Genomic DNA, 25,508 nt, shown 5'->3' on the forward strand with positions numbered 1-25,508 from the left:
CTGCTTATTGTAATTTAGGTCTTTGTAGCGGCCTCAACGTATTCGGAACAGTGCGCGGAATATTTCTTCCGGTATCCGACAATGGGCGGAGGTTTCCGGAAGGCAGTACCGTTGGCAATTTCTCTACTGAAGATGAGTCGATTGGCTTATTTAGATCCACCGAAGGTATTGTATCCGTAGTCGGTATCGGGGGAACTTCCACAACAGGTGCTATATGAACACCGTATACTTGGATACCGAGACCGGAATAATCATAAAACATCCTTGCAAATTCAGCATAGGTTATTTCAGTCGTGTCTACTATCACATTAGAAATCAAGTTTTTCATATCATCCGCATTCTTTTGCAAACGGTATACCCTATTGATACTATCCTGAACGCGAACATTTATAAGTGAATCTTCGACTATGATCTCCCTATTGTATCCTTCTAGTTTTTGTTTTACTTTTCCATAAATTCTCTCCGTAAGATCGGGGTCTCCCATGTAATAATTACGGTTTTCGGCAAAAGAAACTGAATCTAACCCATATTTTTTGAAAACACCCTCATACAATACCGGTAAAACCTTCACTGCACTATCTTTGCTCAACGCAGAAAGGTAGCCATCTATCAGATGTACCTCTGTCATCAGATCGCTCATTTTGCTTTCCGACAATCTATTGTCAGGCGCCTGCTGACCGCAGGAAACCAATAAAAGGAAATTCATGATTAGCATCACCAACAACAACCGTGAAACTGGTCTAAAAGTTCTCGATAACCATTGAAGCCAAACACGACGTAAAAAAAACGAAGATATTATAACAAATAATAAGCGATTCATTTTGTAAATTTGTACAAAAATACGAAAAGGCATTGTAATCATTGCGTTTACATAGATCATTCCCAAAATATTATTGCATACATGAGTATAACGACGAATATAGAAGAAATACGACAAGAACTAGACCCACTAGGTGTGACATTGGTGGCTATTTCTAAAACAAAACCCAATGAGGACATCCTAGAAGCCTACCATGCAGGGCAACGAATATTTGGCGAAAATATGGTCCAGGAGCTTGTAGACAAATACGAAGCACTTCCAAAAGACATTGACTGGCATTTAGTAGGCCACCTTCAGACCAATAAAGTTAAGTACATTGCGCCTTTCATTTCATTAATCCATTCTGTAGATTCCTTCAAATTATTAAAAGAAATCAATAAACATGCCGCTAAAAACAACCGTATCATCGACTGTCTTTTGCAGGTGTTTATAGCCGAAGAGGAAACCAAGTATGGATTTGATCATGCCGAATTGATCGAAATGTTTCAAGAAAAGGAATTCCCCGAACTCAAAAATATACGTATCAGAGGTCTGATGGGCATAGCCACTAATACCGATAAGGAAAAGGAGATTATGGAAGAATTCTACGAATTAAAAATGCTTTTTGATGGTGTCAAGGTCAGCTATTACCGCAAGGATGATACGTTCGATACGGTTTCAATGGGCATGTCGTCAGACTATAAACTAGCTATCACGCGTGGCAGCAACATGGTACGTTTAGGTAGCACCATATTTGGAAAGAGAGTCACCAAACATTTTAAAACCGTATAGATGGCAATTCAATGGATGCTTCGACTCATCTATCTATCAATCCCAATTTTTATCTGGTCTTGCGGGGCAGGTAACAATGATAAGTCTATATCAATTGCACATACCGCCCCTTTGTTAAAAGACACCCTATCCTATAGTTATGTCGACTTAAAAGAAGTAAGCCCCTATTTCGCGCTCCATAACGATAGCATCGATACGGCATTTTACGCTATACGCTACCCTCAATTTGATGTACAGAAATATAATGTAATGTTAAAACCTTATATACTCATTGAAGGGGAAAATACGGCACAAGAAGCCGCAGAAAACTTTATTATTGCCTACAATGAGTTTGTCGAAGACGAGGCCACGAGACAACTTCAATTTGCTTGGCATCGGGATATTGAATGTACCATTGCAATCAATACTCCCCTCTTCTTTTCCTTGAAAAATACGCTCTCCGAATATACCGGAGGAGCACATGGAAATAGTTACGTATTTTGGACCAACTTTGACGTTTTAAAAGCAGAAAAAATTGAACTCCCGGATATATTGGCAGAAAATAAACACGACGAATTAACACAAATTGCAGAAAAATACTTTAGAAAATCGGAATCTCTCCTAGATACAGCGTCGTTGGATAGCTTATACTTCTTTAAGGAGGGAAAATTTCAACTCAATGACAATTTTGGTTTCACAGCAAATCATTTTATCCTCTATTACAACGAGTACGAAATAAAACCTTATTCAGAAGGTACGACGGAAATCCGTATTCCATATGAACAGATAAAAGACTTATTGACTATTCGAGGCAAACAATATCTCGAAAGTATAAACAAAAATTAGCATAACACAACCTATTATATTTAAGAATTAATGCAAGTATTCAAGTTTGGTGGCGCATCAGTGAAAGATGCAGAAAGTATAAAAAATGTAGCGACTATCATTTCAAAATACAAAGATCAGGAGCTTCTTGTTGTGGTATCCGCTATCGGAAAAACGACCGATAAATTAGAAGAAGTAACTAAAAATTATGTCAACCAATCAGGTGATCCTTTTGTTTATCTAAATGCAGTTAAAGACAATCATTTCAATATAGTAAAAGAATTATTCGAAACAGAAGACCATCCTGTTTTTGATGAAATTGCTAACTGTTTTGTTGAAGTAGAATGGATTTTAGAAGAAGAGCCGCAAGATTCCGTTGACTATCTATTCGACCAAATTGTGTCATTGGGCGAAATCCTTTCCTCTAAGATATTAGCCGCCTACTGCCAGCTCACGCATATCAACGCAAAATGGGTAGATGCTCGAGATTATATTCTTACCGACAATACCTTTACCGAAGCAAATGTAGATTGGGAGAAAACGGAGGATAAAATTCGCCGGGATATTCCCTTTATATTAGATGAACATGTTGTTATTACACAAGGATTTATCGGATCTACTTCTGAAAACTTTACCACCACATTAGGCCGGGAGGGATCAGATTATTCGGCAGCGATCTTTGCCTCTTGTTTAAATGTAGAAGACATTACCATCTGGAAAGACGTTCCAGGTGTACTTAATGCAGATCCCAAATGGTTTGATCAAACCGAATTAATACCCGAGTTATCATATACCGATGCGATCGAGCTCACCTATTATGGGGCAACGGTTATCCATCCGAAAACCATAAAACCCTTACAGAACAAAAAGATAACGTTAAATGTACGGTCTTTTATCCACCCCGAAGAAACTGGAACTAAAATCCGTACCACCAATCAAACTTTACCTGTGCCCTCCTTTATTTTTAAGGTCAATCAGGTATTCGTCAATATTCAACCACGTGATTTTTCGTTCATCGTCGAAGATAATTTAAGCCATATTTTCAATCTATTCCACCAAAACCGTATCAAAATAAATATGATGCACAATAGTGCCATCAGTTTTTCAGTGAGCATCGATGATACAGGTGAAAATGTATGGAAATTAATGGAAGATCTTGAAAAACGCTATAAGGTAAGCGTAGCATCAGGGCTAGAGTTAATCACCATTCGCTACTACAATCAACAAACTTTAGACCGAGTATTAGTAAATAAGGAAATAATTCGCGAACTTAAGGACAGTTACACTTGCCAAATGCTAGTGAAAAATATAGATGAATAAACGCATTTTAGATAAGGACGTACAACAGTTTATCAAAGAGAATAGAGAGAAATCACCTTCTGCTATTGCTTTGAAGAAAAGTCCTTTTCTCGATGTCAGTTCGTCCGAATTAGCTACCCAGATCGACGGTTGGCAACGTAGCGTTCGTAAATTGCCCACTTGGGCATTTTCCTCTCCCATTTACTATCCAGATAAAATCAATCTCGAGCAATGTTCCTCTGAGCACACCGCTTTAGTAAAACAGACCCTTATCAAAAAAGGGGCACGCGTTGTCGATATCACGGGAGGATTCGGAGTAGACAGCTGTTACATGGCGCAAGAAGCCGAGGTTGTTATTCATTGTGAACTGAATGCCAAGCTATCTGAAATTGTACGGCAGAATGCGATTGAACTCGGAGTTTCCAATCTCATATGCATTGCTACAGATGGTGTAGCATATATACACCAGCAGAAAGATGACGCATTGGATTATATCTATATCGACCCGTCCCGCCGGGTGAATCATGCAAAAGTTTTCCTACTGGAAGACTGTGAACCGAATATTGTAGAATTACAGGATGGATTCCTCAAAAAATCTCATACCATCATCAGTAAACTATCCCCTTTATTAGACTTAACAGCTGCCATACAAAAATTACGACATATCAAACGCATATATGTGATCAGTGTAGATGGTGACTGCAAAGAGCTATTATTCGTCCAGGAACGTGACTATCAAGGCGACGCTGTTGTTTCAACCATACGGATATTTCAGGATCAGTTGCAGAGCCATACATTTACGATACAGGAAGAAAAAGTAACCTTAACCCGTGCTTCCGATCCATTAACCTATCTTTATGACCCCGATGTATCCATTACCAAAGCCGGTGCATTCAAAACCATAGCCAAACGCTTCGATCTCTATAAGTTACATCAGCATACCCATCTTTATACGGCCAACGATATAAAAGATCATTTCCCCGGCCGCATATTCCAGATCCAGCAGGTATACACACTATCCAATTTCAAGAAAGAAAACAAAATCAGTCAAGCCAATGTCGCTACAAAAAACTTCCCGGTCAAAGTAGAAGATATCCGTAAAAAGTTTAAAATCAAAGATGGCGGAAAAGACTTTCTGTATTTCACAACCGATATGACAGGTAATCATATTGTCATACATGGCTACAGAGTACGATAAAAGACAGTAAAATTACAAAGCCTATACCGATTCATTGTATCTTTAAATTATATTTTTTTACTCGCCTCGGGGCGAGACAATACATACATATGGATCACATTAAATTATCTGCACTAGAATTAGCGACAATCAGCAAAGGAAGTACAACCTCTGAGGCTATTGAACGAGCAGTCATCGGCGCTCAACATATCGAAAAATTAGGCTATCACCGGATCTGGTTTGCCGAACACCATAACATGCAGCATATCGCAAGTTCGGCTACAGCGGTATTAATAGGACATACGGCCGGTAGAACAAAGACCATTCGCGTGGGCTCAGGGGGAGTAATGCTCCCCAATCATTCCCCACTGGTTATTGCCGAACAATTTGGCACATTAGAAAGTATATATCCCAATCGTATAGATCTAGGGCTGGGTAGGGCTCCCGGGACAGATCAGGTGACAGCAATGGCCTTACGTCGTAACAACTTGAATACCTCCTTCTACTTCAAAGACGATGTAATGGCGCTTCAACAGTATTTTGACGTAAACAATGTACAGGCTAAGGTACGAGCCTTCCCCGGAGAGGGTCAGAATATACCTATTTATATATTAGGTTCAAGCACCGACAGTGCATATCTCGCGGCCGAACTTGGCCTCCCCTACGCATTTGCTGCCCATTTTGCACCTGCAATGTTATCCCAGGCCACGGAAATCTATCAAAAGAACTTTAAACCATCGGCCCAATTAAGCAAGCCCTATACCATGGTTTGCGTGAATATTGTCGCCGCAGATACCCATGAAGAAGCAACCCATCTATCCACCAGTTTGTTCAATATGTTTGCAGGAATCCTCACCAATCGACGAATGCCCTTATCTCCACCAACTGAGAAACCCATTTACGATGGGATAGCCGAAATCGAACAAGCGGTACAAAGCATGGTGTCGTGCACTTTTATCGGTACCGAAAATGATATTCGCACGGAAGTAGGAGATTTTATAGCCCGTTATCAGGTTGATGAGATCATCACTACAAATTATATCTTCGACGATGTTAAACGCCTGCATTCTTTTGATATTACAGCTCGTGCGTTGTTAACGAAATAGGTTAAAATGAAGGTTTATTTTATTCAGTTTTCTTTTGTCGCTTGGACCGCGACAGGTCGACACTTTTGACCGCAAAAGTGTCCAAAACTCGTCGCTGTGCCGGCTCGACACGACGGTGAACCATTCCTGCTATTGTCGACCCGCCAAGGCGACATTTGTCGGGTATGAAAGGATGGTGCTTTATCCTTAAATATGATTTTATACTTCAGCTGAACCGAAAAGGACGACCTAGGTCGATGTAGCGTTAAGAAAGCTTTTGGATTTGCGTTAAGAACAGATCCCCCAAGTGAAACGGCTTGGAGCTGTTTAGTAAATCCAAAAGGTTTTAGCGTAACATTGACCAAGTCTTGACTCTTTGCTTCTTTCTCGTCAAGGAGAACCCTCGAAGAGGCCTCTTGAATGCCTTTGAAATACAAATAGTAAATGAAAAAAGAAGAAGCCTTGTCGTGGCAACGACGGAAAGGCAATGCGGTGGGCAAAAAAGATGAATAAAATAAACCTTCATTTTTTCTACACTTAACTCTACCTTTTCTACACCGAACCCTACCGTTAGAATGCTATACATTCGAAACCAAATGTATTAAGCCCTCAAACGATGCACTATAAGCGCGTACTAGCCAGCGAAACAAAACCTACTCTCAAATTGTTATTAAGTAGCATTAGCGCTTTACATATGATCAAAAACAAGACGATGGAAGGGATACTATCCCTAATTGGAAACACACCTTTAGTACATCTAGAAAATATATTTGCAGAATACAATTTCGAGTTTTACGGTAAAATGGAGATGCAGAACCCTGGAGGAAGCATTAAAGACAGGACATCTTACCGAATAATTACACATGCTTTCCAGGAAGGAAAAATAAGCAGTGATACAGTGATTATTGAATCCACCTCAGGTAATATGGGGATTGGTTTAGCACAGGTCTGTTTATATTATGGACTGAAATTGATACTGGTGGTAGACCCTCATATCAATGCTCAGGCCACTAGGTTATTGGAAACGTATGGCGCTGAATTTGTCGTGGTCACCGAACATGATGGCAAGGGAGGATACCTCAAAACCCGCTTGAAAAAGGTAGAAGAATTATTGGCTAAATACCCCAACTCTTTCAACCCCAACCAGTATCACAATCACGACAATCCCCTCGCTCATCGACAAACTATCAATGAAATTCACGAATCCCTAGGTTACTTTCCCGACTATATATTGATTCCCACGAGCACCTGTGGCACCTTAATGGGATTTGCGAAAGAATTGCATCGTCAAAAAGCAAAAACCAAAGTAATAGCAGTAGACTCCGTCGGATCGGTAATTTTTGATGATATACCGCAGTTACGCCGTATTCCAGGAATGGGATCCAGTCAACATTCACATTTTCTAGATCAGAATTTGATAGATCAGGTGATACACATCCACGATGAAGAATGCATTACCGGATGTCATGAACTCCTAAAAAAGGAAAGTATTCTAGCAGGAGGCTCCTCCGGTGCTATCATTTCCGCTATTGAAAAAATAGCAAACAAAATCGAGAGAAAAGCATCGGTTGTCGGCATATTCGCTGATCGAGGCGAAAGATACCTCGATACAATATATAATAAGGAATGGATAAGCCGCTATTTCCCCCATACCGTAAAAATAAAAAATGTATGATTTGGCGATCAGAACATATTGCAAAACATGTCTTACAATCAGAAAAAAAAATAATCGATAAGACACTTGATATCAATAATATAAATACATCTAATGAAACAATCCATATCGCTATAATAGGTGGAGGCCCCAAGGGATTTTATGCACTGGAGCGACTGTTAGCAACCTTAAAAGATGTGGATATGACTACAGAGCTGGAAATTCATGTTTTCAACAGCAATTCCTTTTTTGCGTGTGGCCAAAACTATCGTCCCGATCAACCCGACAACTTACTCATCAACTATGCAATCGGCAACATCGACGCATGGGAAGTACAGCCAGCACCTCAAATCGTACAAGAGCGATTGGATCTGACAGACTGGATCAAGTGCAATAAAGTTTCGCACAGCCCTGAAGTTAACCCCCGGGATTTCGCTTCCCGCGAACTGGTGGGCTATTATTTGATAGACTGCTTCCAACAGGTATTGCATGCTGCTCCTGAAAAAATATCAATCCGTCTGATTACCCAGCAAATTAACAATATCACGGAGTTAGATGCTACCTATAGATTACACAGCGATGAAGAAATATTTCCCTTTGTTTATCAGTCGGTTATGCTAGTTACAGGAAACAGTTACGTTAACCCTTCTTTAGATTGTGCTCGACAGTATCCCCACGTCACCTGTTTTAATTCCGCCTATCCGATCCACGATTTAAATCGCATACCTGATCAAGCAGAAGTAGCTATACAAGGATATGGACTTACGTTTACGGATGTGGCACTTCACCTTACCGAAGGCCGCGGCGGACGATTTGAGCCCCATAATAATGAGCTTATTTACATTCCTTCTGGAAGAGAACCTTTTCTCTATCCCTATTCCAGAAACAATTTGACGATGGTGCCCCGCTGTGGTATGCTGCCTGAAGAAAAATATGAACTGCTTTTTTTTACAGATGATTATATCGCACATATACAAGCCCGTAGTCAAGAAAATAAAATATCCTTTACAAAAGATATCCGACCGATCATAGCAAAAGAAATTCAATACGCCTATTATCGGTTAGCGTGGCGAGAAAAAAATCTTACGGAAACAGAAATCATAGAAAAGCTGGATGGCGATGATCAAGAAAAACATTTCTCCATTGATGATCTTTTCTTTCCCAACAAATACATCAGTGGCACGCAGCTTGAGGATTATCACCAGTACATGGTAGACCATACACGCTATATTCAGGAAGAAGCCGACAGAGGGATTTCAGAAAGTCCGCTGATGCTTGCCGTACACGCTTGCCGGGCATGCCTCCTTCAAATGACAAAAGTTTATAACTTTTGTGGAATGGATGGCAAATCCCAAGAATATTTTGATAAGCACTGGTTTGGCAATATGAATAGACTTAGTTTCGGTCCACCAACAACGAACAGTAAAAAGATACACGCATTACTAAAAGCAGGATACATCCGGAGCAAATTTGGTACACTTCCTACTGTACAATTCAATACGGAGGGTTTACAACTTACCAACGGTTATTATACAAAAACGTTTAACTACCATATCGATGGTCGCATTGCCAAGCCCAATTTGGCCCAAGGCAATCATCCTTTGTACAGTAATCTATTTAAAAACGGATTGGCACAGGAGCTTATCAACGATAATTACCACACTGGATCTATAGCGATCCATCCAGACGGAAGACTTGCCGGAAAAGAAAAATCAATGATATATGTGTATGGAACGCCCACCGACGGCAATGTGCTGGATAATGACACCCTTTCCCGCAAATCATATAATTTTGGTAATACCTGGGCACAGAAGATCGCTAATTTAGTCACCATCAAGTACGAAAAAGAATATGAACACAGCAGCCGATAAACACACCCCGCTAACACCGATAACCGCACCCTGGGTACACGAGATCGTGCGTAATAAGAAACTATTAAACGAGGCGATAGCACGCCATCATTCTCCAATTAATATCCACGATGTACGCAGTTTCGAAGAAAACATAGCCGGATTTAAAAGCGTCTTTCAAAAATACGAGCTCAAACATCAAGTATTTTTCGCCCGGAAAGCGAATAAGGCACTCGCTTTTGTGAAATCCGCCAAACGGATTGGTGCCGGAATAGATACCGCCAGTTTCCGCGAATTAGATCAGGTCCTACACGAAGGTGTTCCCGCAGCCCAGATTGTGCTTACAGCCGCTGTAAAAAACAGCAGACTTCTTGAATTAGCCATCAAAAATCAAATACCTATTACCGTCGATAATATAGATGAATGTAATCTTATCCATGAGACCTGTGAAAAACTGAATACCCAGGCCCAGATATTGGTACGCGTAAGTGGATTTGAATTTATGGGACATCAGATGCAGAGCAGATTTGGCTTTGCCATCGATATCGCAAAAGATTTGATTAGTCAGACCTTACCTTCCCTATTCCCCCGATTTAATTACATTGGACTTCATTTTCATTTAAACGGTTATTCCATTCCCCAACGTGCAGAAGCGTTGCTCCAATGCCTTGTATTAAGCGATAGCCTTCGCACCGAAGGCATCGACACGCAGGTCATCGATATAGGCGGAGGCTACCTGATCAACTACTTATCCTCCCGGCAAGAGTGGGATTTATTTATAGCAGAATTAAAATCATCGGTACTCCACCAACGCTCTGCAGTCACCTACGACCGGGATCCACTTGGAATGACCATTTTGGACGGACGTATCTATGGAGAACCTGCGGTCTATCCCTATTACAATGAGGTAAACAAGGCACAGTTTTTAGAAGAAATCTTAGTATATAAAAATAGCGACGGTATTCCCATACATCAACTCATTCACGACCGTAGCATAGAAATTAGGATAGAACCAGGTCGTAGCACACTCGACCAGGCAGGCATTACGGTTGCGAAAGTAGCCTTTCGAAAACCCGACACCAATGGCGAGCTATTGATCGGATTAGAAATGAACCGTACGCAATTGAGGAGTTCAAGTGCAGATTTCTTGTCAGATCCGATCCATCTTTCAACGGCAGCACACAGCGAAGAAGAAGAATATTATGGGTATTTAGTTGGCGCCTATTGCTTAGAACAGGAATTTATTCTAAAGCGTAAGATTAAATTCAACACATTCCCTCAGGTGGGCGATTTAATTTTATTCGTCAACACGGCGGGCTATATGATGCATTTTTATGAGTCTGAAGCGCATCTATTTGAGCTAGCGACAAACTTAGTTTACGATGCAGACAAACAGCACCTGATAGAAGATTAACGGCGGTTAATCTTCTATATTTAACAAACTATGTTGACTGGCCGTAAATAAATTCCGAAACACGATATTCAACTCGCTGTCCCGTTGGGCCGCGTAAATTCCCGCCAAGGGGTACAATTCCACCACACGGCTTCTAATCTCACGCACGATTGCATGTGATTTCAAATGGATCTGTTCAAAAATATGTTCATTCAAAACAAAATCCTCTATAACATTCTCCCACGATTCAGCGATAAGTTCCCGTACGATATGCATTTCATGCTCTAAATAAGTACGCTTACGATCGATCAGCTTAAAGCGATTTTTAGCATATTTATCTGCCCAGGTGTCACTTCTTGATTTTTCGAAAAAATACTTCTCCATTAAATCCAAAAATCTACGGTACATTCCCGCATAGTTGGCCAATAAGGTGATTTCTGCAAAAGGCAAGAAAGGATAATTATATAAGTGGCCCGATGAAAGACGGTGCGCAGGCGAAATCGTAAAAGAGTTTGATACCGGCACCATTAATTTAGCTATGGAAAAACTATGGCTGGCTGTGCATTCCAATCCGATGGTATCCCAATCGTAATGAATCAGAACACTGTCCCGATCCACGAAGAACGAGCGTACAACCGGATTCTGTTCATCATCCAATTGCGGCACACCATCCTCATGGATAAAACAATTTAAGGTGAAATGCGTAAGATGCGGTGCTCCCGTAGCATATTGCCATTCTCCGCTAATTTCATACATGCCTTGCCTAAGATCAGCTATTCCGCCTACCCTTCCACTACCACCCCAGCAAACATTACGCTCGGAGAATATGGCTTTGGCCTGTTCCGGATCTAAGTATCCGGCAAACATATTGGCTCCCGAACACAACGTGACCGTCCAGCCCAGTCCGCCATCCAGGTAAGCCAATTCCTCTAACAACTCAAAGCCTTCCATGAGGCTCAGCTCTAACCCCCCATAACTGCGCGGCACCCATATATTAAACCATTTCTGCACATAGATCATCTCTAGTTGCTCAACCACAAGCGACTTATGCTGTATGGATGCTGCCCGATGATCGTTTATTATCGCTTTATTTTTAGCAGATATCATAGAAAATTAGTTTTGTTGAAGGCGCATGATTCTAGTCCATTTTAGAAAACCGAAGATCGCGACAACGAATAAAAAAGAAGTGAGCGCAGCAAAAAGATAGAGGTCTTTATGAATCAGAAGAGGAACAGCGAAAAAGTTACTGATATTTAGGAGTATCCAATTTTCAATTTTACGTTTGGCCAATAGCCACATCCCGGCCCATGCCGTAGCAGTCACCCATGCATCCCACATTGGTACATCAGAATCTGTGACTCCCTTTAAAACAAAATAAAAAAGAAAAAAACCACCGAACACTATGCAAGCTACCACCCACCTTTCTTCCTTGCTGCATCTGCTGATTGGCCTGTCTTTGGCCACCTTATTCGTAGTCCAGTACCACCAGCCGTAGATACTCATGATCAGGTAATACATATTGAGCGCGATTTCGGCATACAATTTTGCACCGAACAGCACATACATACTCAATACAATCGAGAGTATACCAAAAAAATAATTTGATACTTTGTTATTTTTAGATAGCAGTACCTGAATAATTCCAAATACAACAGCTAATCTTTCCAACCAGGAAGTTTGCTGGAAAGCAGTCACGATATGTTCAATTATTATTTCCATTGAAGTGTGTTAAAATTAACTACACTTACGGAACTGCTTTATTAAGACACGATCTAGAAATTAATCCCTACGCCGGCATTATCCGGATCAGGTTCCTACCTTTTGTAAGGTATTGGGTATAATCTCAGCCTTTTAATAGAGTAATCTCTATCCTTAGCACCCCATAAGTTTGTTTAACTTATTTTAGTTTTAATACAGTATGCGTTTTTTCCCGCGTATGTTCACACAGCTGCGGGTCATCGTTCAATGATTTCCCCCATGAAGGAATCATCTCCCTTAATTTGTTGCGATATTCATCCGATTTTGCACGCTCCGGAAAACATTTCTTCAACAGCTGAATCATAATCGCCACTGAAGTCGAAGCACCGGGAGATGCGCCTAACAAGGCTGCAATCGAACCATCCGCACTCGACACGACTTCCGTGCCGAATTCCAATACCCCACCATGTTTTGGATCCTTTTTAATGACCTGTACCCGTTGTCCCGCTTTTTCGATCGCCCAATCTTCCAATTTGGCCGTAGGCATAAATTGTTTCAGCGAATCCAACTTATCTTTCGGCTTTTTCATTACTTCAGTGATCAGATACTTCGTCAAGGGAAGATTATCCAATCCAGCAGAGAGCATCGGTTTTATATTAGAAAGTTTAATCGAAGCAGGTAAATCAAAATATGAGCCTTTTTTCAAGAATTTAGTTGAAAAACCTGCATATGGACCAAACAACAAGGCCTGTTTGCCATCGATAAAACGTGTATCCAAATGTGGTACCGACATCGGTGGAGCACCTACCGAGGCTTTACCATATACTTTTGCAATATGTTTATTGATGATCTCCTCATTGGTGCAGCGCAACCATTGTCCACCCACTGGAAAACCGCCATATCCCTTTGCTTCAGGAATCCCCGATTTCTCCAACAATAACAAAGAATGTCCACCCGCACCGATAAAGACAAATTTTGCGATAATCTCACGTTTCTCGCCCGTTTTCAAGTCTTTAACTTCTATTTCCCAACGTCCATCATCCTCACGGTCAATATCTTTCACCTCTTGGTTCAACGAAAGCTTAATATTATCCTTTTTATCCAGATGATTTATCAAATCCTCGGTAAGCACACCAAAGTTAACGTCAGTACCGATCTCCATTTTCGTTGCAGCGATTGGCTCATTCGGGTCACGGCCTTCCATCATCAACGGGATCCATTCCTTTAACAAGGATTTCTCCTCGGTATATTCCATCCCTTTGAACAGATTCTCCTTCGTTAGTGCTTCATAACGGGTTTTTAAGAAATCTACATCTTTCTCTCCAAACACTGCACTCATATGAGGCACCTGGCGTATAAACTGTTCTGGATCGGCAATAATACCCTTCTCCACTAAATAAGACCAGAATTGTTTTGATATTTCAAATTGCTCAGCAATGGTAATTGCTTTATCAATTTTAACAGAACCATCAGGCTGTTGAGGTGTATAATTCAATTCACATAAGGCAGAGTGGCCAGTTCCCGCATTATTCCATGCATCCGAACTTTCCGCAGCAACAACATCCAAGCGTTCTAATATCTCTATATTGACAGCGGGATTTAATTCATTGATAAGCGTACCCAATGTAGCACTCATTATACCACCACCAATAAGAACTACGTCAACTTCAGTTTTTTGTTTTCTCTTGCCCATGTCTATTTAATTGGATGCAAAATTAGCATTCATAATCGGTTATTTCGAATGGTTTTGTCAAAATTCTTTCATTTCCCTAATGAATTTTTAAAAAGTTAAAATTTCCATTACATTTCTAAAAACCAGAACATATAAACTATATACCCACATATTTAGTATAAGTTTATTTTTGGATTATAAGCAGAATTTAACACTTTTGTGGTGAGAATGGAATAGCGTGGGGAACGTGTGTGTTTAAAAAAATCAAATTACATATGAAATTACTTGAGGGAAAAACTGCTTTAGTAACAGGAGCTTCAAAAGGAATAGGTCGTAAAATTGCTGAAGTATTTGCCCAACAAGGGGCCAATGTAGCCTTCACCTACTTATCATCAGTGGAAAAAGGCCAAGCATTAGAACAAGAATTACAAGCTTTTGGAACGCAGGTAAAAGGTTATCGCTCCGATGCTTCCAAATTTATCGAAGCAGAGCAATTAATAGATGGTATAGTAGCCGATTTCGGAACCGTTGATATCGTCGTTAATAATGCAGGCATTACCAAAGATGGCCTACTAATGCGCATGACTGAAGAAAACTGGGATGACGTGATTAATGTCAACCTGAAATCAATTTTCAATATATCTAAAGCTGTTTCCAAAGTGATGATGAAAAACCGTAAAGGAAGCATCATCAACATGAGTTCGGTCGTAGGCGTACAAGGTAATGCCGGACAGGCAAATTATGCTGCTTCGAAAGCGGGTATCATCGGGTTTTCAAAATCCCTTGCAAAAGAACTGGGCTCGCGTAATATCCGGACCAATGTTGTCGCTCCAGGATTTATCCGTACAGAGATGACTGATGTATTGGATCCGAAAGTAGTTGCAGGATGGGAAGCTAATATCCCATTAAAGCGTGCCGGCGAAGCAGAAGATGTGGCCAATGCATGTCTATTCTTAGCTTCAGATCTTTCCGGATACATCAATGGCCAGGTATTACCTGTCTGTGGTGGAATGTTATAGACATTACATATTCTAAAATAGCCGCGTTATCAATGAAACAAGAGCAAACCATGGTTTTTGTTTCATCGATAACCTAAGTTTGCAACATGGTAGCACATCTTTTTGATATTTCGGATGATGATCAATTTAATGTGGCCGCATTAGCCACATTCCGCTACCAATATGAACATACAGCAATCTATAGACAGTATGTAACGTATCTCGGTATACAGCCCGCGCAGATCGACCATTATACAAAAATTCCGTTTTTACCCATTCAATTTTTCAAAACACAGTCAATTATTGCCGACGATAAGACCCCTGAAATCACATTTACCAGTTCGGGCACTACAGGCATGGTAACCAGCCAACATCAGGTCGCTGATATTCAATTATACGAACGCAGTTTTCGCAACGCATTCGAACTGTTCTATGGAAATGTAAACGATATAGCCGTCCTAGCTCTCCTTCCATCCTATCTCGAGCGTACGGGATCAAGCCTTATTTATATGGTAGATGATTTAATCCGCGCCTCCCAACAGAAAGAAAGCAATTATTTTCTTTATAATCATGAAGATCTAAATCAGACATTACAAGAATTGCAGGTTAAGGGTACAAAGACCATACTCATTGGGGTTACCTATGCCCTACTAGATTTTATCGATACGTACAGGCTTGATTTTCCCGAGCTCATTGTTATGGAAACCGGCGGTATGAAAGGCCAACGGAAAGAAATGGTACGCCACGAGCTCCATGCGCTATTGTGTAAAGGATTTGGAACCACTGCCATTCACTCCGAATATGGCATGACCGAACTACTATCGCAAGGCTATTCCTACGGACAGGGTCTTTTTAAAACACCCCCATGGATGAAAATATTGATTCGCGACACCAATGATCCGCTAACCTTGCTCGACAACAAAAAAACAGGTGCAATAAATGTCATTGATCTGGCAAACTATTACTCCTGCTCGTTTATCGCCACCCAAGATCTAGGTAAATACCACGAAAATGGTGATTTCGAAATCCTCGGCCGCTTTGATAACGCCGACATTCGCGGCTGCAACCTATTGGTTCAATAAGACTTTCGTCATACCCCAAGTTGGCCACTTACTGCAAACTCGGATCATTGAAGGTATTACCCGCATTCATATCTCCGGTATCATACCCTTTCTTAAACCAGTATGCTCGTTGCTCCGAGGTACCGTGCGTAAAAGATTCCGGATTAGCATGCCCTGTTGCCTGCTCCTGAAGATGATCATCACCAACTGCTGCCGCAGCCTGCATCCCATCTACAATATCATCATAGGTCAATTCAATGTCCGTTAGTTTGTTGACATGATGAGCCCATACACCAGCATAAAAATCCGCTTGCAACTCCGTCATAACCGAAATTTTATTGTAGTCCCGTTCGCTCATCTGCGCCCGCATGGCATTGGTCTTATCCATCACACCAAATACATTCTGAATATGATGTCCCACTTCATGGGCAATTACATAAGCCAAAGCAAATTCACCTTCCGCACCAAACTTTTCTGATAATTCTCTATTAAAACCTAGATCGAGATACACCTTTTTGTCAGCAGGGCAGTAAAACGGACCAAAATGCGACTGTCCATAACCACATCCTTCCGTTGCCGTACCTTCCGTATAGATAACCATAGCTGGTTTCGGATAAGCCTCCCCTGCCTGCTTGAATAAATTAGACCATACATCATCCGTACTGGCCAGCACGACATCGGCAAAATCCAATAGTCGATCCTCTTCCGGAGTAGACTGATACTCCCCTTGCTGGGTTGCATTCACCGCACTACCACCCCCCATCTGATCCAATATCTGCGAAGGGTCCCCGCCCAGTAATAAACTAACCACCAGTACGATCACCCCGCCAATACCACCAAGCGTGAGTTTCTGTCCACCAGACATTCCCCTTCTATCCTCAATATTTCCGCCTCTACGGCCACCTTGCCATTTCATAATTCAGCTATTTAATGATTAACAAATTTTTTCCAATCAATAATACAAAATCTCTGCCACAACTTTCTTACCACATAAGTAATATTAATGGGAAGTGAAAAATGAAGGTTTATTTTATTCATCTTTTTTGCCCACCGCATTACCTTTCCGTCGTTGCCACGACAGGGCTTCTTCTTTTTTCATTTATTATTTGTAATTCAAAGGCATTCAAGAGCCTCTTCGAGGGTTCTCCTTGACGAGAAAGAAGCAAAGAGTCAAGACTTGGTCAATATTACGCTAAAAGCTTTTGGATTTACTAAATAGCTCCAAGCCGTTTCACTTGGGGGATCTGTTCTTAACGCAAATCCAAAAGCTTTCTTAACGCTACATCGACCTAGGTCGTCCTTTTCGGTTCAGCTGAAGTATAAAATAATATTTAAGGATAAAGCACCATCCTTTTATACCCGACAAATGTCGCCTTGGCGGGTCGACAATAGCAGGAATGGTGCACCGTCGTGTCGAGCCGGCGCAGCGACGAGTTTTGGACACTTTTGCGGTCAAAAGTGTCGACCTGTCGCGGTCCAAGCGACAAAAGAAAAATAATTAAAATAAACCTTCATTAACATCAACACTAAAAAACACTGCCTTTACACCTTCGAATTTGCTAATACGCTTCAAAAAGATTTTAATTTCGTATTTTCGCGCAAAATCAAATCAGATGAGTTTAGAGAAACAACTTATAGCACGCAGTGGAGGAAAATGTGAATTATGTACCGCTACGGAAAGCCTTTCCGCATACCAAGTACCACCCACATCAGTAGCAAATAGCGACAACAGTATTTTGGTATGTCAAACCTGTCTTGCACAGATTGAAAAAAAAGAGCAATTGAATCCAGCACACTGGCGCGTATTGTCGGATACCATGTGGTCTGAGTATCCCGCTGTACAAGTAGTAGCGTGGAGAATATTAAGCCGATTACGGAATGAAAGCTGGGCATCCGATAATCTGGAAATTCTATACTTAGATGATGCAAACCTAGAATGGGCCAAGAAAACAGGTGATCACGAACAGGATGGTACCGTAGAATTCCACCAAGATTCCAATGGAACCCGGCTTTATGAGGGCGATACCGTCGTTCTTACGAAAACTTTAGATGTTAAAGGGTCCTCTTTAAGTGCCAAACTAGGAACAGTAGTCAAAAACATAAAATTAGTAGCTGATAATACCGAACAAATCGAAGGGAAAGTAGAAGGACAAACGATCGTCATTCTTACCAAATATCTTCGAAAGGGTTAGCAAAAGATCATTCCAGTTGATTATTAATATCTTCTGGGATAATCTTCCATAAACTCAAACTGATAATCTTCCTGCTTTAAGCTATCAATAAGTGCTGTCAAGAGCGCCTGCCCTTTCTTGTTCTGAAACATATCGTCATGCATGAGCAACACCACGTTGTTAGGTGTAAGGGCGCTCTTGTTGTTCATAAAGTTTCGGATCCGATGATAGACCTCTCCCACAGACTGTATAGGTTTACCGGTCAAGCCATGAATTCGCCATTCGACATCCCAGCCGTATATTTTGTATCCATTCGTGTATAATAGGTCTGCTGTACTTGATCCACTTTGTAGATCTATCTTACGCACATCGTCATAGATCCATATATTTCGGCCAGGCAAACGGATAATTTTATGCGTTAAGGCCAGATCGATCTCATTCTTTTCAAAATCAGCAACCGCTGTGTTCGGATTACTATAAAATGCACTGAACCGGTTCATTCCATGCGTATAAGAGTGGTTGTAACAACCGACTAAGGGATTAGATCTGTATTTTTCCAAATCTCTTTTCAGGCGCTTGCTCATATTAGCATGCCGCCCCACCAAAAACGCATTTATTTTTATACCCTTTGCTGTTGCAATCGAATCAATCGCTGAACTACCAATCAGGGGACCATCATCGAATGTCAGGTACACATGTTTAGGCTTTTTATCAAATTCCTTTCGCAGAGAATCCTTCAAACGCCTTTTCTGCATCTTAATATCCACCGGGTTGATACTGTCAACCAGAAATGTAATTAAATTCTTTTGCAATGAATCCCATTTGGTCAGCAATAAAGGACTATTTTGTGGTTCCGGTTGTATCGTTATAGAATCAACATCCAGTGCTACGGTATCCGTCGTCGCAACGTAAGCCAAGGTCGTGCTTGAGCTGCGTTGACAGGACGAGAACTCCAATAAAGTAAGAATTGATAATATGAGCAGCATGTTCCCTCTCCCGATCTTTGCCATGTTATACCACGAAATTAAGTGTGTATTAAATTAGACGCAAAAATAACCTTTTTTTGAACAAAATACCCAATCTCAATTAAAATATTTTCTTTCATCATCTTATGTCTGATTATGTCTAAGCCTCACCTCTTACAATCTCATGCGTTAACACCAATCATATTCCCTTCGAAGCTGGAAAAATATAGACCGATCCGATAGATTTTATTATATAAAATAAATTAAACACCTTATCTTAGCAGCCTAAAAGAAAATTGTTAAAAAAATAAACAATTGGCTATCGGTCACCGGTAGAGATGGTTACTTTTACAGAAGTATATGATTCATCTAGATAAGGTAAGTAAGGTATTTCACAAAAAAAATAGCCGAGTGAATGCGTTGAAAGACATTACGCTACACATCGAAAAAGGAGATATCTTTGGTATCATAGGTTCATCCGGAGCTGGCAAAAGTACGTTAATCCGTACAATCAACCTACTCGAAAGACCCACCTCAGGGCATATTTTCTGGGATAAGATTGATTTGGCTCAATTGGGAGACAAGGCACTTATTCAGGTACGCCGTAAAATAGGTATGATATTCCAGCAATTTAACCTCCTCTCCTCCCGCACCGTGTACGACAATATTGGCTTCCCGCTTGAACTCATTGGCACACCTAGCAAGGTGATCCGGGATAAGGTGGAGCGCTTACTTACATTGGTGGATCTGCTTGATAAAAAAGACGAGTATCCCGCTAATCTATCCGGTGGACAAAAACAACGGGTGGCTATCGGCAGGGCATTGGCCTCAGATCCCGAGATATTACTTTGTGATGAGGCTACCAGCGCACTCGATCCCCATACTACGCGATCGATACTTGCCCTTTTGAAAAAAATAAACCGCGAATTGGACATAACCATCATCCTTATCACGCATGAAATGGAAGTTGTCCGCGCGATATGCAACAGGGTCGCAGTGATTGCACAAGGTGAGATCATTGAGCAGAACGATGTAGAATCCCTATTTTTAAATCCGCAATCGCAGGTTGCCAAAGATCTACTCAATCCATCCTTACGAATCGATTAACTTATAAAGTACGGTATAATATATGTCTGAAGGAATATTCTGGTTATTATTAAAAGGCACTTGGGAAACAATTTTCATGACCTTTACATCTGGATTTTTCAGCTTTTGTATCGGTTTACCGTTGGGCGTTTTTTTGTTCATCAGTCGCCCCGGTCAATTGATGGAAACCCCCTCCTTGTACCGTACAGTAGCCTTCTTTGTAAATGTATTTCGTTCCATCCCGTTTATTATTCTCATTGTTTGGATGATTCCATTCACCCGGATGCTGGTCGGAACGTCAATTGGTATGCAAGCCGCAATTGTACCCCTCAGCATAGGTGCAGCACCCTTTGTAGCCCGTCTCGTCGAAAATTGCTTATTGGAGATCCCGCACGGTCTTATTGAGGCCGCCCGTGCCATGGGAGCTACTCCTATGCAAGTTGTCCGTAAGGTATTGATCCCTGAAGCATTACCGGCATTGATCAATAGTGCATCCGTCACGCTGATTACACTGGTAGGGTATTCTGCCATGGGTGGCGCAGTAGGTGCCGGCGGATTAGGACACATTGGTTATCAATATGGATACGTAGGCTATGATGCGCTGATCATGAACATGGTGCTGGTATTGCTCGTTGGCATTGTCTTCCTCATACAATTCATTGGCGATAGGCTATCAAGACGTGTAGACCATCGTAAATAACAAAGCTCAAGGCCTCTATCAGAAAGTCAATTAATTAGGTTAACTTACACCGTTAAAATATAGTATGAATACAACATTCAAATCAATCATCGGTTTTGTGGTCATTACCCTTACCTTATCCTGCTCTTCTAACTCCAACAATGAAAATGTATTGAAGGTAGGCGTACAAACCGGGCCGGAGTACATCCTGGCCGAAACAGCCAAAAAAGTAGCGAAGGAAAAATACGATCTGGATGTCGAGCTCGTTACCTTCAGCGATTACGTAATGCCTAACGAAGCACTGCAGCAAAAAGACATCGATGCCAATGTCTTTCAGAACAGACCCTACTTGGATGTACAAGCAAAAAACAGAGGCTATGAATTCGAAGTATTGGGTAATACATTTGTTTATCCGATGGCAGGATACTCCAAAAAAATAACCTCCATCGAACAGCTTAAAGACGAAGATACGATCGTTATCCCAAATGACCCCACCAATCTGGGAAGAGCCCTACTACTGCTTCAGGAAGTCGGTCTAATTAAACTAACGGATAGCAGCAACTTACTTCCAACGCTACAGGACATTACAGAGAACAAGAAAAACCTGCGGATTTTAGAACTTGAAGCACCTCAGTTGCCTCGTACACTCGACGACGATCAAGTAACAGTAGCAGTAATCAATAATAATTTTGCGGCTAGCCATCAGCTTACCGCCAAAAGAGATGGTATATTTATAGAGAGTGAGAAATCCCCGTACGTAAATATTATCGTAAGCCGCAAAGACAATAAAGACGACGTAAAACTTGCTAATTTTGTGAAATCCTATCAATCCGATGAGGTTGCGCAAGCAGCAGAGGAAGCCTTTAAAGGTGGTGCCATCAAAGGGTGGTAGAAAACGATGGACATCAAACGTCTAGCAATCAGCGTAAAAAGGCAGCATCTGCAATCAGAAGCGCACTTTTTTGAAATAAATTTTGCAAATAAGAGTAGAATTTCTACTTTTGTCGCGGAGAGCTGGCAGAGTGGTCGAATGCGGCGGTCTTGAAAACCGTTAACTGTCACAGGTTCGGGGGTTCGAATCCCTCGCTCTCCGCAGAAAAATCCCATCAGAAATGATGGGATTTTTTGCATTGCGAAAGATTTGGGGAATAATTCTGTCAATGAATTCCGTAAAATAGAACCCAAAAACACGAGCGAATTATGAAAAATATCGAAACGAATCCATTATTAAAAAGAAACGTAGAAATAACCAGAGACTATTTTGCTTTTCTCGATCGGCATTTGTCTGATATTGTAGAGGGAAAAACCACAGAGATGCTAAAATTAAACGAAATAGCAGATGCTTTATGCGTATCCCATAAGCACCTGACCCACACTATTCAACAGACAATGGGACAGCACCCCTGCCACTTTTATGATTTGAAAATAATAGAAATAGCAAAAGAAATGCTGTTAGGCACCAATATACCTATTGCTGAAATCGCCCGAAAACTAACCTATGATCCTTCCAACTTTTCAAAGTTTTTCAAAAAATGGACAGGTGAAACTCCAGGAGAATTCAGAAAATAACAAAAGAATTTTCGAATTTCTAACATCTTACGAAAAGTTCACCATAGATACGTGACTTTCATTGTGGATTTTTGTATAATAACATTTAAAAAATTACACAAATGAGCAGACACGATGTAAACGGAAAAGTAGTTCTAATTGCCGGAGGTGGTAAAAACCTTGGTGGATTATTAAGTAGAGACTTTGCAGCAAAAGGTGCAAAATTGGCAATACACTATAACAGTAAAAGTTCAAAAGCTGAAAGTGAAAAAACTTTGGCAGAAGTGCAGGCTTTGGGTGCAGATGCGTTGTTGTTTCAAGGCGATTTAACCAAAGTTGAAAACATTACCAAGTTCTTTGATGAAACCATTGCGAAATTTGGTGGTATTGACATTGCAATCAACACCGTTGGGATGGTATTGAAAAAACCTTTCGCAGAAACGACAGAAGAAGAGTATGACACTATGTTTGGCATAAACTCTAAATCGGCTTATTTCTTCTTACAAGAAGCAGGTAAAAAAGCGAATGACGATGCTAAAATTTGTACAATCGTTACTTCATTATTGGCAGCTTACACAGGCTTATATTCTACTTATGCAGGTGCAAAAGCTCCGGTAGAACACTTTACCAGAGCGGCTTCCAAAGAATTTGGTGCTAGAGGAATTTCGGTAACAGCAGTAGCTCCTGGACCAATGGACACCCCGTTTTTCTACGGACAAGAAAGTCCTGAAGCAGTGGCTTACCACAAATCGGCATCAGCTTTGGGTGGATTGACCAATATTAACGACATTGCGCCATTGGTAGAGTTTTTAGTAACTGACGGATGGTGGATTACAGGACAAACCATCTTTGCTAACGGTGGTTATACCACTAGATAATTAACTTATAAACCGGCCGTAATTCCATTTTTGTTTCTTAATTTAGTAATTATCTATTTACAAATTATTTATTTACAACTTCCATTATCATAAATTCATTGATATGAAAGAGCCATTAAATAACTACGCTTTTATTTATTGTTTTTTCCGCAATCAGTTTTACAACGTGCGGACAAAACAAAACTCAAAAAAAACCAAATGGACACAAGTAAATTGACTAATCTAATTAATCTTTAATCTTTTTTATCTTAAACAATGCATCATACCTTTTTGCTGGTACTGGGTTTATTATTTGTTGTGTTTCTTCTAGTAATGCTGGCACAGCGTATTCGCATTGCGTATCCTATCTTTCTTGTCATTGCCGGATTGGGTATTAGTCTTATACCAGGTGTTCCACAAGTTAGCCTCGAGCCAGAACTTATATTCTTGATTTTTCTGCCACCATTACTTTATGAAGCGGCCTGGTATACCTCTTGGAACGACTTTTGGAAATGGAAACGTCCGATAGCACTGTTAGCTTTCGGCTTAGTTTTCCTAACCTCTACAGTTGTAGCCTATACTGCTACATTTCTTATACCTGGCATGACCTTAGCACTAGGCTTTTTGCTTGGCGGAATTGTATCTCCGCCAGATGTGGTAGCAGCCGCTACGGTTTTAAAAGGAGAAAAAGTTCCTAAAAGATTAATGACGATTTTAGAAGGAGAAAGTCTAGTCAATGATGCTTCATCTCTAATCGTATTTAAATTTGCCTTAGCAGCTGTATTAACAGGTACATTCTCCATGCAAGAAGCTACTGGGCAGTTTTTTTTAGTAGCCGGAATGGGGGTTGTGATAGGTTTAACTGGAGCCCATATTATATATGCCATCCATCGCTTTTTACCCACTACACCAGCTATTGATGGAGCCTTAACTGTAATGACACCGTATATACTTTTTCTTGCTGCAGAACAATTTCATTATTCTGGTGTAATGGCTGTTGTAAGTGGAGGGTTGTTTATGTCATTCAGATCTCACGAAGTATTTCAAACAGGTAGTACTCGCCTAAATATGTTGGGCGTTTGGACCACAATGATTTTTGCAATGAATGCTTTGGTATTTATATTAATAGGGTTAGAACTCCCTGAAATTATTAATGGTTTGGGAGAATATTCTATTTCTGATGGTATCAAATACGGTATTTACATGAGCGCAACTATCATTCTGATACGTTTTCTCTGGGTTTATCCGATTGCTCATATCCCTCGTTGGCTTAGTGCAAAAGCCAGACAAGACCCTTCACCTGGGTGGAAGGGCCCATTAGTAATAGGTTGGGCTGGAATGCGTGGTGTAGTATCATTAGCAACTGCTCTTTCTATTCCGATGTTAATGTCAGACGGTACGGCGTTTCCTCAACGAAATCTTATTATCTTCATTACCTTCGTAGTTATATTTATAACGTTAGTTTTGCAAGGCTTAAGTTTACCTTTTGTAATCAAATTCATTAAACTGAAAGAAATAGATAGTGTAATTTCAGATGAAGAACAGCAGACGGGTATAAAGTTGAGATTAGATACATTGGCACTAAAAATTCTTAATGACAAGTATAAATTACAAGTAGAAAGCAACGAACTAATCGGCTTTCTTCAATCAAATCTGGAGAGAGAGACCACCAATACACAACAGAAATTGACTTCATTAGCACACGATGAAAATAGCAAGGAGGAAATAAAAACCTATCATAAGATACTAATTGATATTTATGGTTTACAACGAAAAGAACTGTTTAAAATGCGAAAAGAGAAGTATTTTAGCGATGAAGAAATAAGAAAAGCAGAAATACAGTTAGACCTTGAAGATCTCAAAATAAACGGTACTCATCATTAATCAATTTAAATGAACATTTCAAGTCACTATAAGCTC

The 25,508-nt window shown here is 40.6% G+C and carries 23 protein-coding genes and 1 tRNA gene; 18 read left to right on the forward strand and 6 right to left on the reverse strand.

Annotated features, from left to right (window positions below; translation table 11 throughout):
• Positions 1–4 precede the first annotated feature (4 nt).
• Positions 5–706 carry a DUF4296 domain-containing protein gene (locus tag FAZ19_RS12825; protein ID WP_169305647.1) on the reverse strand — a complete coding sequence of 234 codons (702 nt, stop codon included), beginning with the start codon at positions 704–706 and terminating at the stop codon, positions 5–7.
• 195 nt (positions 707–901) lie between these two features.
• Between FAZ19_RS12825 and FAZ19_RS12830 the strand changes: the two genes are divergently transcribed.
• The 8 genes from FAZ19_RS12830 to FAZ19_RS12865 all read left to right on the forward strand — a co-directional run bounded on the left by FAZ19_RS12830 (position 902) and on the right by FAZ19_RS12865 (position 10,874).
• Positions 902–1,591, forward strand: coding sequence for a YggS family pyridoxal phosphate-dependent enzyme (locus FAZ19_RS12830; RefSeq protein WP_136821106.1), 690 nt, complete (start codon positions 902–904; stop codon positions 1,589–1,591).
• Positions 1,592–2,416: an RsiV family protein gene (locus FAZ19_RS12835; protein WP_136821107.1), complete on the forward strand. Its 825-nt coding sequence runs from the start codon at positions 1,592–1,594 to the stop codon at positions 2,414–2,416. It abuts the gene before it with no gap.
• A gap of 30 nt (positions 2,417–2,446) precedes the next feature.
• A complete protein-coding gene (locus tag FAZ19_RS12840; RefSeq protein ID WP_136821108.1) occupies positions 2,447–3,715 on the forward strand; it encodes an aspartate kinase in 1,269 nt (422 codons plus the stop codon).
• Complete coding sequence (locus FAZ19_RS12845; protein WP_136821109.1) at positions 3,708–4,892, forward strand: THUMP-like domain-containing protein; 1,185 nt, start codon at positions 3,708–3,710, stop codon at positions 4,890–4,892. Before FAZ19_RS12840 ends, FAZ19_RS12845 begins: the two co-directional genes overlap by 8 nt.
• A gap of 89 nt (positions 4,893–4,981) precedes the next feature.
• The gene (locus tag FAZ19_RS12850) at positions 4,982–5,977 is read left to right on the forward strand and encodes an LLM class flavin-dependent oxidoreductase (RefSeq protein ID WP_136821110.1); all 996 of its coding nucleotides are present in this window, start codon (positions 4,982–4,984) and stop codon (positions 5,975–5,977) included.
• 673 nt (positions 5,978–6,650) lie between these two features.
• Positions 6,651–7,631: a 2,3-diaminopropionate biosynthesis protein SbnA gene (gene sbnA / locus FAZ19_RS12855; RefSeq protein ID WP_136821111.1), complete on the forward strand. Its 981-nt coding sequence runs from the start codon at positions 6,651–6,653 to the stop codon at positions 7,629–7,631.
• Positions 7,628–9,481 carry an FAD/NAD(P)-binding protein gene (locus FAZ19_RS12860; RefSeq protein WP_169305648.1) on the forward strand — a complete coding sequence of 618 codons (1,854 nt, stop codon included), beginning with the start codon at positions 7,628–7,630 and terminating at the stop codon, positions 9,479–9,481. The genes sbnA and FAZ19_RS12860 overlap by 4 nt, the downstream gene beginning before the upstream one ends.
• Complete coding sequence (locus FAZ19_RS12865) at positions 9,462–10,874, forward strand: type III PLP-dependent enzyme domain-containing protein (RefSeq protein ID WP_136821113.1); 1,413 nt, start codon at positions 9,462–9,464, stop codon at positions 10,872–10,874. The genes FAZ19_RS12860 and FAZ19_RS12865 overlap by 20 nt, the downstream gene beginning before the upstream one ends.
• A gap of 6 nt (positions 10,875–10,880) precedes the next feature.
• On the opposite strand, the gene FAZ19_RS12870 is transcribed toward FAZ19_RS12865, so the two are convergent.
• The 3 genes from FAZ19_RS12870 to FAZ19_RS12880 all read right to left on the reverse strand — a co-directional run bounded on the left by FAZ19_RS12870 (position 10,881) and on the right by FAZ19_RS12880 (position 14,244).
• Positions 10,881–11,960: an acyl-CoA dehydrogenase family protein gene (locus tag FAZ19_RS12870; protein WP_136821114.1), complete on the reverse strand. Its 1,080-nt coding sequence runs from the start codon at positions 11,958–11,960 to the stop codon at positions 10,881–10,883.
• A 6-nt stretch (positions 11,961–11,966) separates the two neighbouring features.
• The gene (gene pnuC / locus FAZ19_RS12875; RefSeq protein ID WP_188876110.1) at positions 11,967–12,572 is read right to left on the reverse strand and encodes a nicotinamide riboside transporter PnuC; all 606 of its coding nucleotides are present in this window, start codon (positions 12,570–12,572) and stop codon (positions 11,967–11,969) included.
• 178 nt (positions 12,573–12,750) lie between these two features.
• Entirely contained in the window at positions 12,751–14,244 is a 1,494-nt protein-coding gene (locus FAZ19_RS12880; RefSeq protein WP_136821115.1) for a malate:quinone oxidoreductase, read from the reverse strand.
• A 254-nt stretch (positions 14,245–14,498) separates the two neighbouring features.
• Between FAZ19_RS12880 and fabG the strand changes: the two genes are divergently transcribed.
• Together fabG and FAZ19_RS12890 are read left to right on the forward strand one after the other, a co-directional pair.
• Complete coding sequence (gene fabG, locus FAZ19_RS12885; protein WP_136821116.1) at positions 14,499–15,242, forward strand: 3-oxoacyl-[acyl-carrier-protein] reductase; 744 nt, start codon at positions 14,499–14,501, stop codon at positions 15,240–15,242.
• A gap of 86 nt (positions 15,243–15,328) precedes the next feature.
• Positions 15,329–16,303 carry a LuxE/PaaK family acyltransferase gene (locus tag FAZ19_RS12890; RefSeq protein ID WP_136821117.1) on the forward strand — a complete coding sequence of 325 codons (975 nt, stop codon included), beginning with the start codon at positions 15,329–15,331 and terminating at the stop codon, positions 16,301–16,303.
• Positions 16,304–16,331: 28 nt separating this feature from the next.
• Here the strand turns inward: FAZ19_RS12890 and ypfJ are convergent, their stop codons facing one another.
• Positions 16,332–17,198 (reverse strand): KPN_02809 family neutral zinc metallopeptidase, encoded by an 867-nt coding sequence (gene ypfJ, locus FAZ19_RS12895; protein WP_136821118.1) that lies wholly within the window; start codon positions 17,196–17,198, stop codon positions 16,332–16,334.
• A 697-nt stretch (positions 17,199–17,895) separates the two neighbouring features.
• Here ypfJ and FAZ19_RS12900 point away from each other — a divergent pair.
• The gene (locus FAZ19_RS12900) at positions 17,896–18,474 is read left to right on the forward strand and encodes a PhnA domain-containing protein (RefSeq protein ID WP_136821119.1); all 579 of its coding nucleotides are present in this window, start codon (positions 17,896–17,898) and stop codon (positions 18,472–18,474) included.
• A 23-nt stretch (positions 18,475–18,497) separates the two neighbouring features.
• Here the strand turns inward: FAZ19_RS12900 and FAZ19_RS12905 are convergent, their stop codons facing one another.
• Positions 18,498–19,463, reverse strand: coding sequence for a polysaccharide deacetylase family protein (locus FAZ19_RS12905; protein ID WP_229707459.1), 966 nt, complete (start codon positions 19,461–19,463; stop codon positions 18,498–18,500).
• A gap of 315 nt (positions 19,464–19,778) precedes the next feature.
• Here FAZ19_RS12905 and FAZ19_RS12910 point away from each other — a divergent pair, with 315 nt between their 5' ends.
• The 7 genes from FAZ19_RS12910 to FAZ19_RS12940 all read left to right on the forward strand — a co-directional run bounded on the left by FAZ19_RS12910 (position 19,779) and on the right by FAZ19_RS12940 (position 25,472).
• Positions 19,779–20,525 (forward strand): methionine ABC transporter ATP-binding protein, encoded by a 747-nt coding sequence (locus FAZ19_RS12910; RefSeq protein ID WP_136821120.1) that lies wholly within the window; start codon positions 19,779–19,781, stop codon positions 20,523–20,525.
• Positions 20,526–20,547: 22 nt separating this feature from the next.
• Positions 20,548–21,204, forward strand: coding sequence for a methionine ABC transporter permease MetI (locus tag FAZ19_RS12915; RefSeq protein WP_136821121.1), 657 nt, complete (start codon positions 20,548–20,550; stop codon positions 21,202–21,204).
• A gap of 64 nt (positions 21,205–21,268) precedes the next feature.
• Positions 21,269–22,075: a methionine ABC transporter substrate-binding lipoprotein MetQ gene (gene metQ / locus FAZ19_RS12920; RefSeq protein WP_136821122.1), complete on the forward strand. Its 807-nt coding sequence runs from the start codon at positions 21,269–21,271 to the stop codon at positions 22,073–22,075.
• Positions 22,076–22,191: 116 nt separating this feature from the next.
• Positions 22,192–22,276: transfer RNA gene (locus FAZ19_RS12925), tRNA-Ser, on the forward strand.
• A 107-nt stretch (positions 22,277–22,383) separates the two neighbouring features.
• Positions 22,384–22,752 carry a helix-turn-helix domain-containing protein gene (locus FAZ19_RS12930; RefSeq protein ID WP_136821123.1) on the forward strand — a complete coding sequence of 123 codons (369 nt, stop codon included), beginning with the start codon at positions 22,384–22,386 and terminating at the stop codon, positions 22,750–22,752.
• A gap of 101 nt (positions 22,753–22,853) precedes the next feature.
• Complete coding sequence (locus tag FAZ19_RS12935) at positions 22,854–23,609, forward strand: SDR family oxidoreductase (RefSeq protein ID WP_136821124.1); 756 nt, start codon at positions 22,854–22,856, stop codon at positions 23,607–23,609.
• A gap of 255 nt (positions 23,610–23,864) precedes the next feature.
• A complete protein-coding gene (locus FAZ19_RS12940) occupies positions 23,865–25,472 on the forward strand; it encodes a Na+/H+ antiporter (protein WP_136821125.1) in 1,608 nt (535 codons plus the stop codon).
• The last annotated feature ends 36 nt before the right edge of the window (positions 25,473–25,508 follow it).

Source organism: Sphingobacterium alkalisoli (assembly GCF_005049105.1).
GTDB classification, from domain to species: Bacteria; Bacteroidota; Bacteroidia; order Sphingobacteriales; family Sphingobacteriaceae; genus Sphingobacterium; species Sphingobacterium alkalisoli.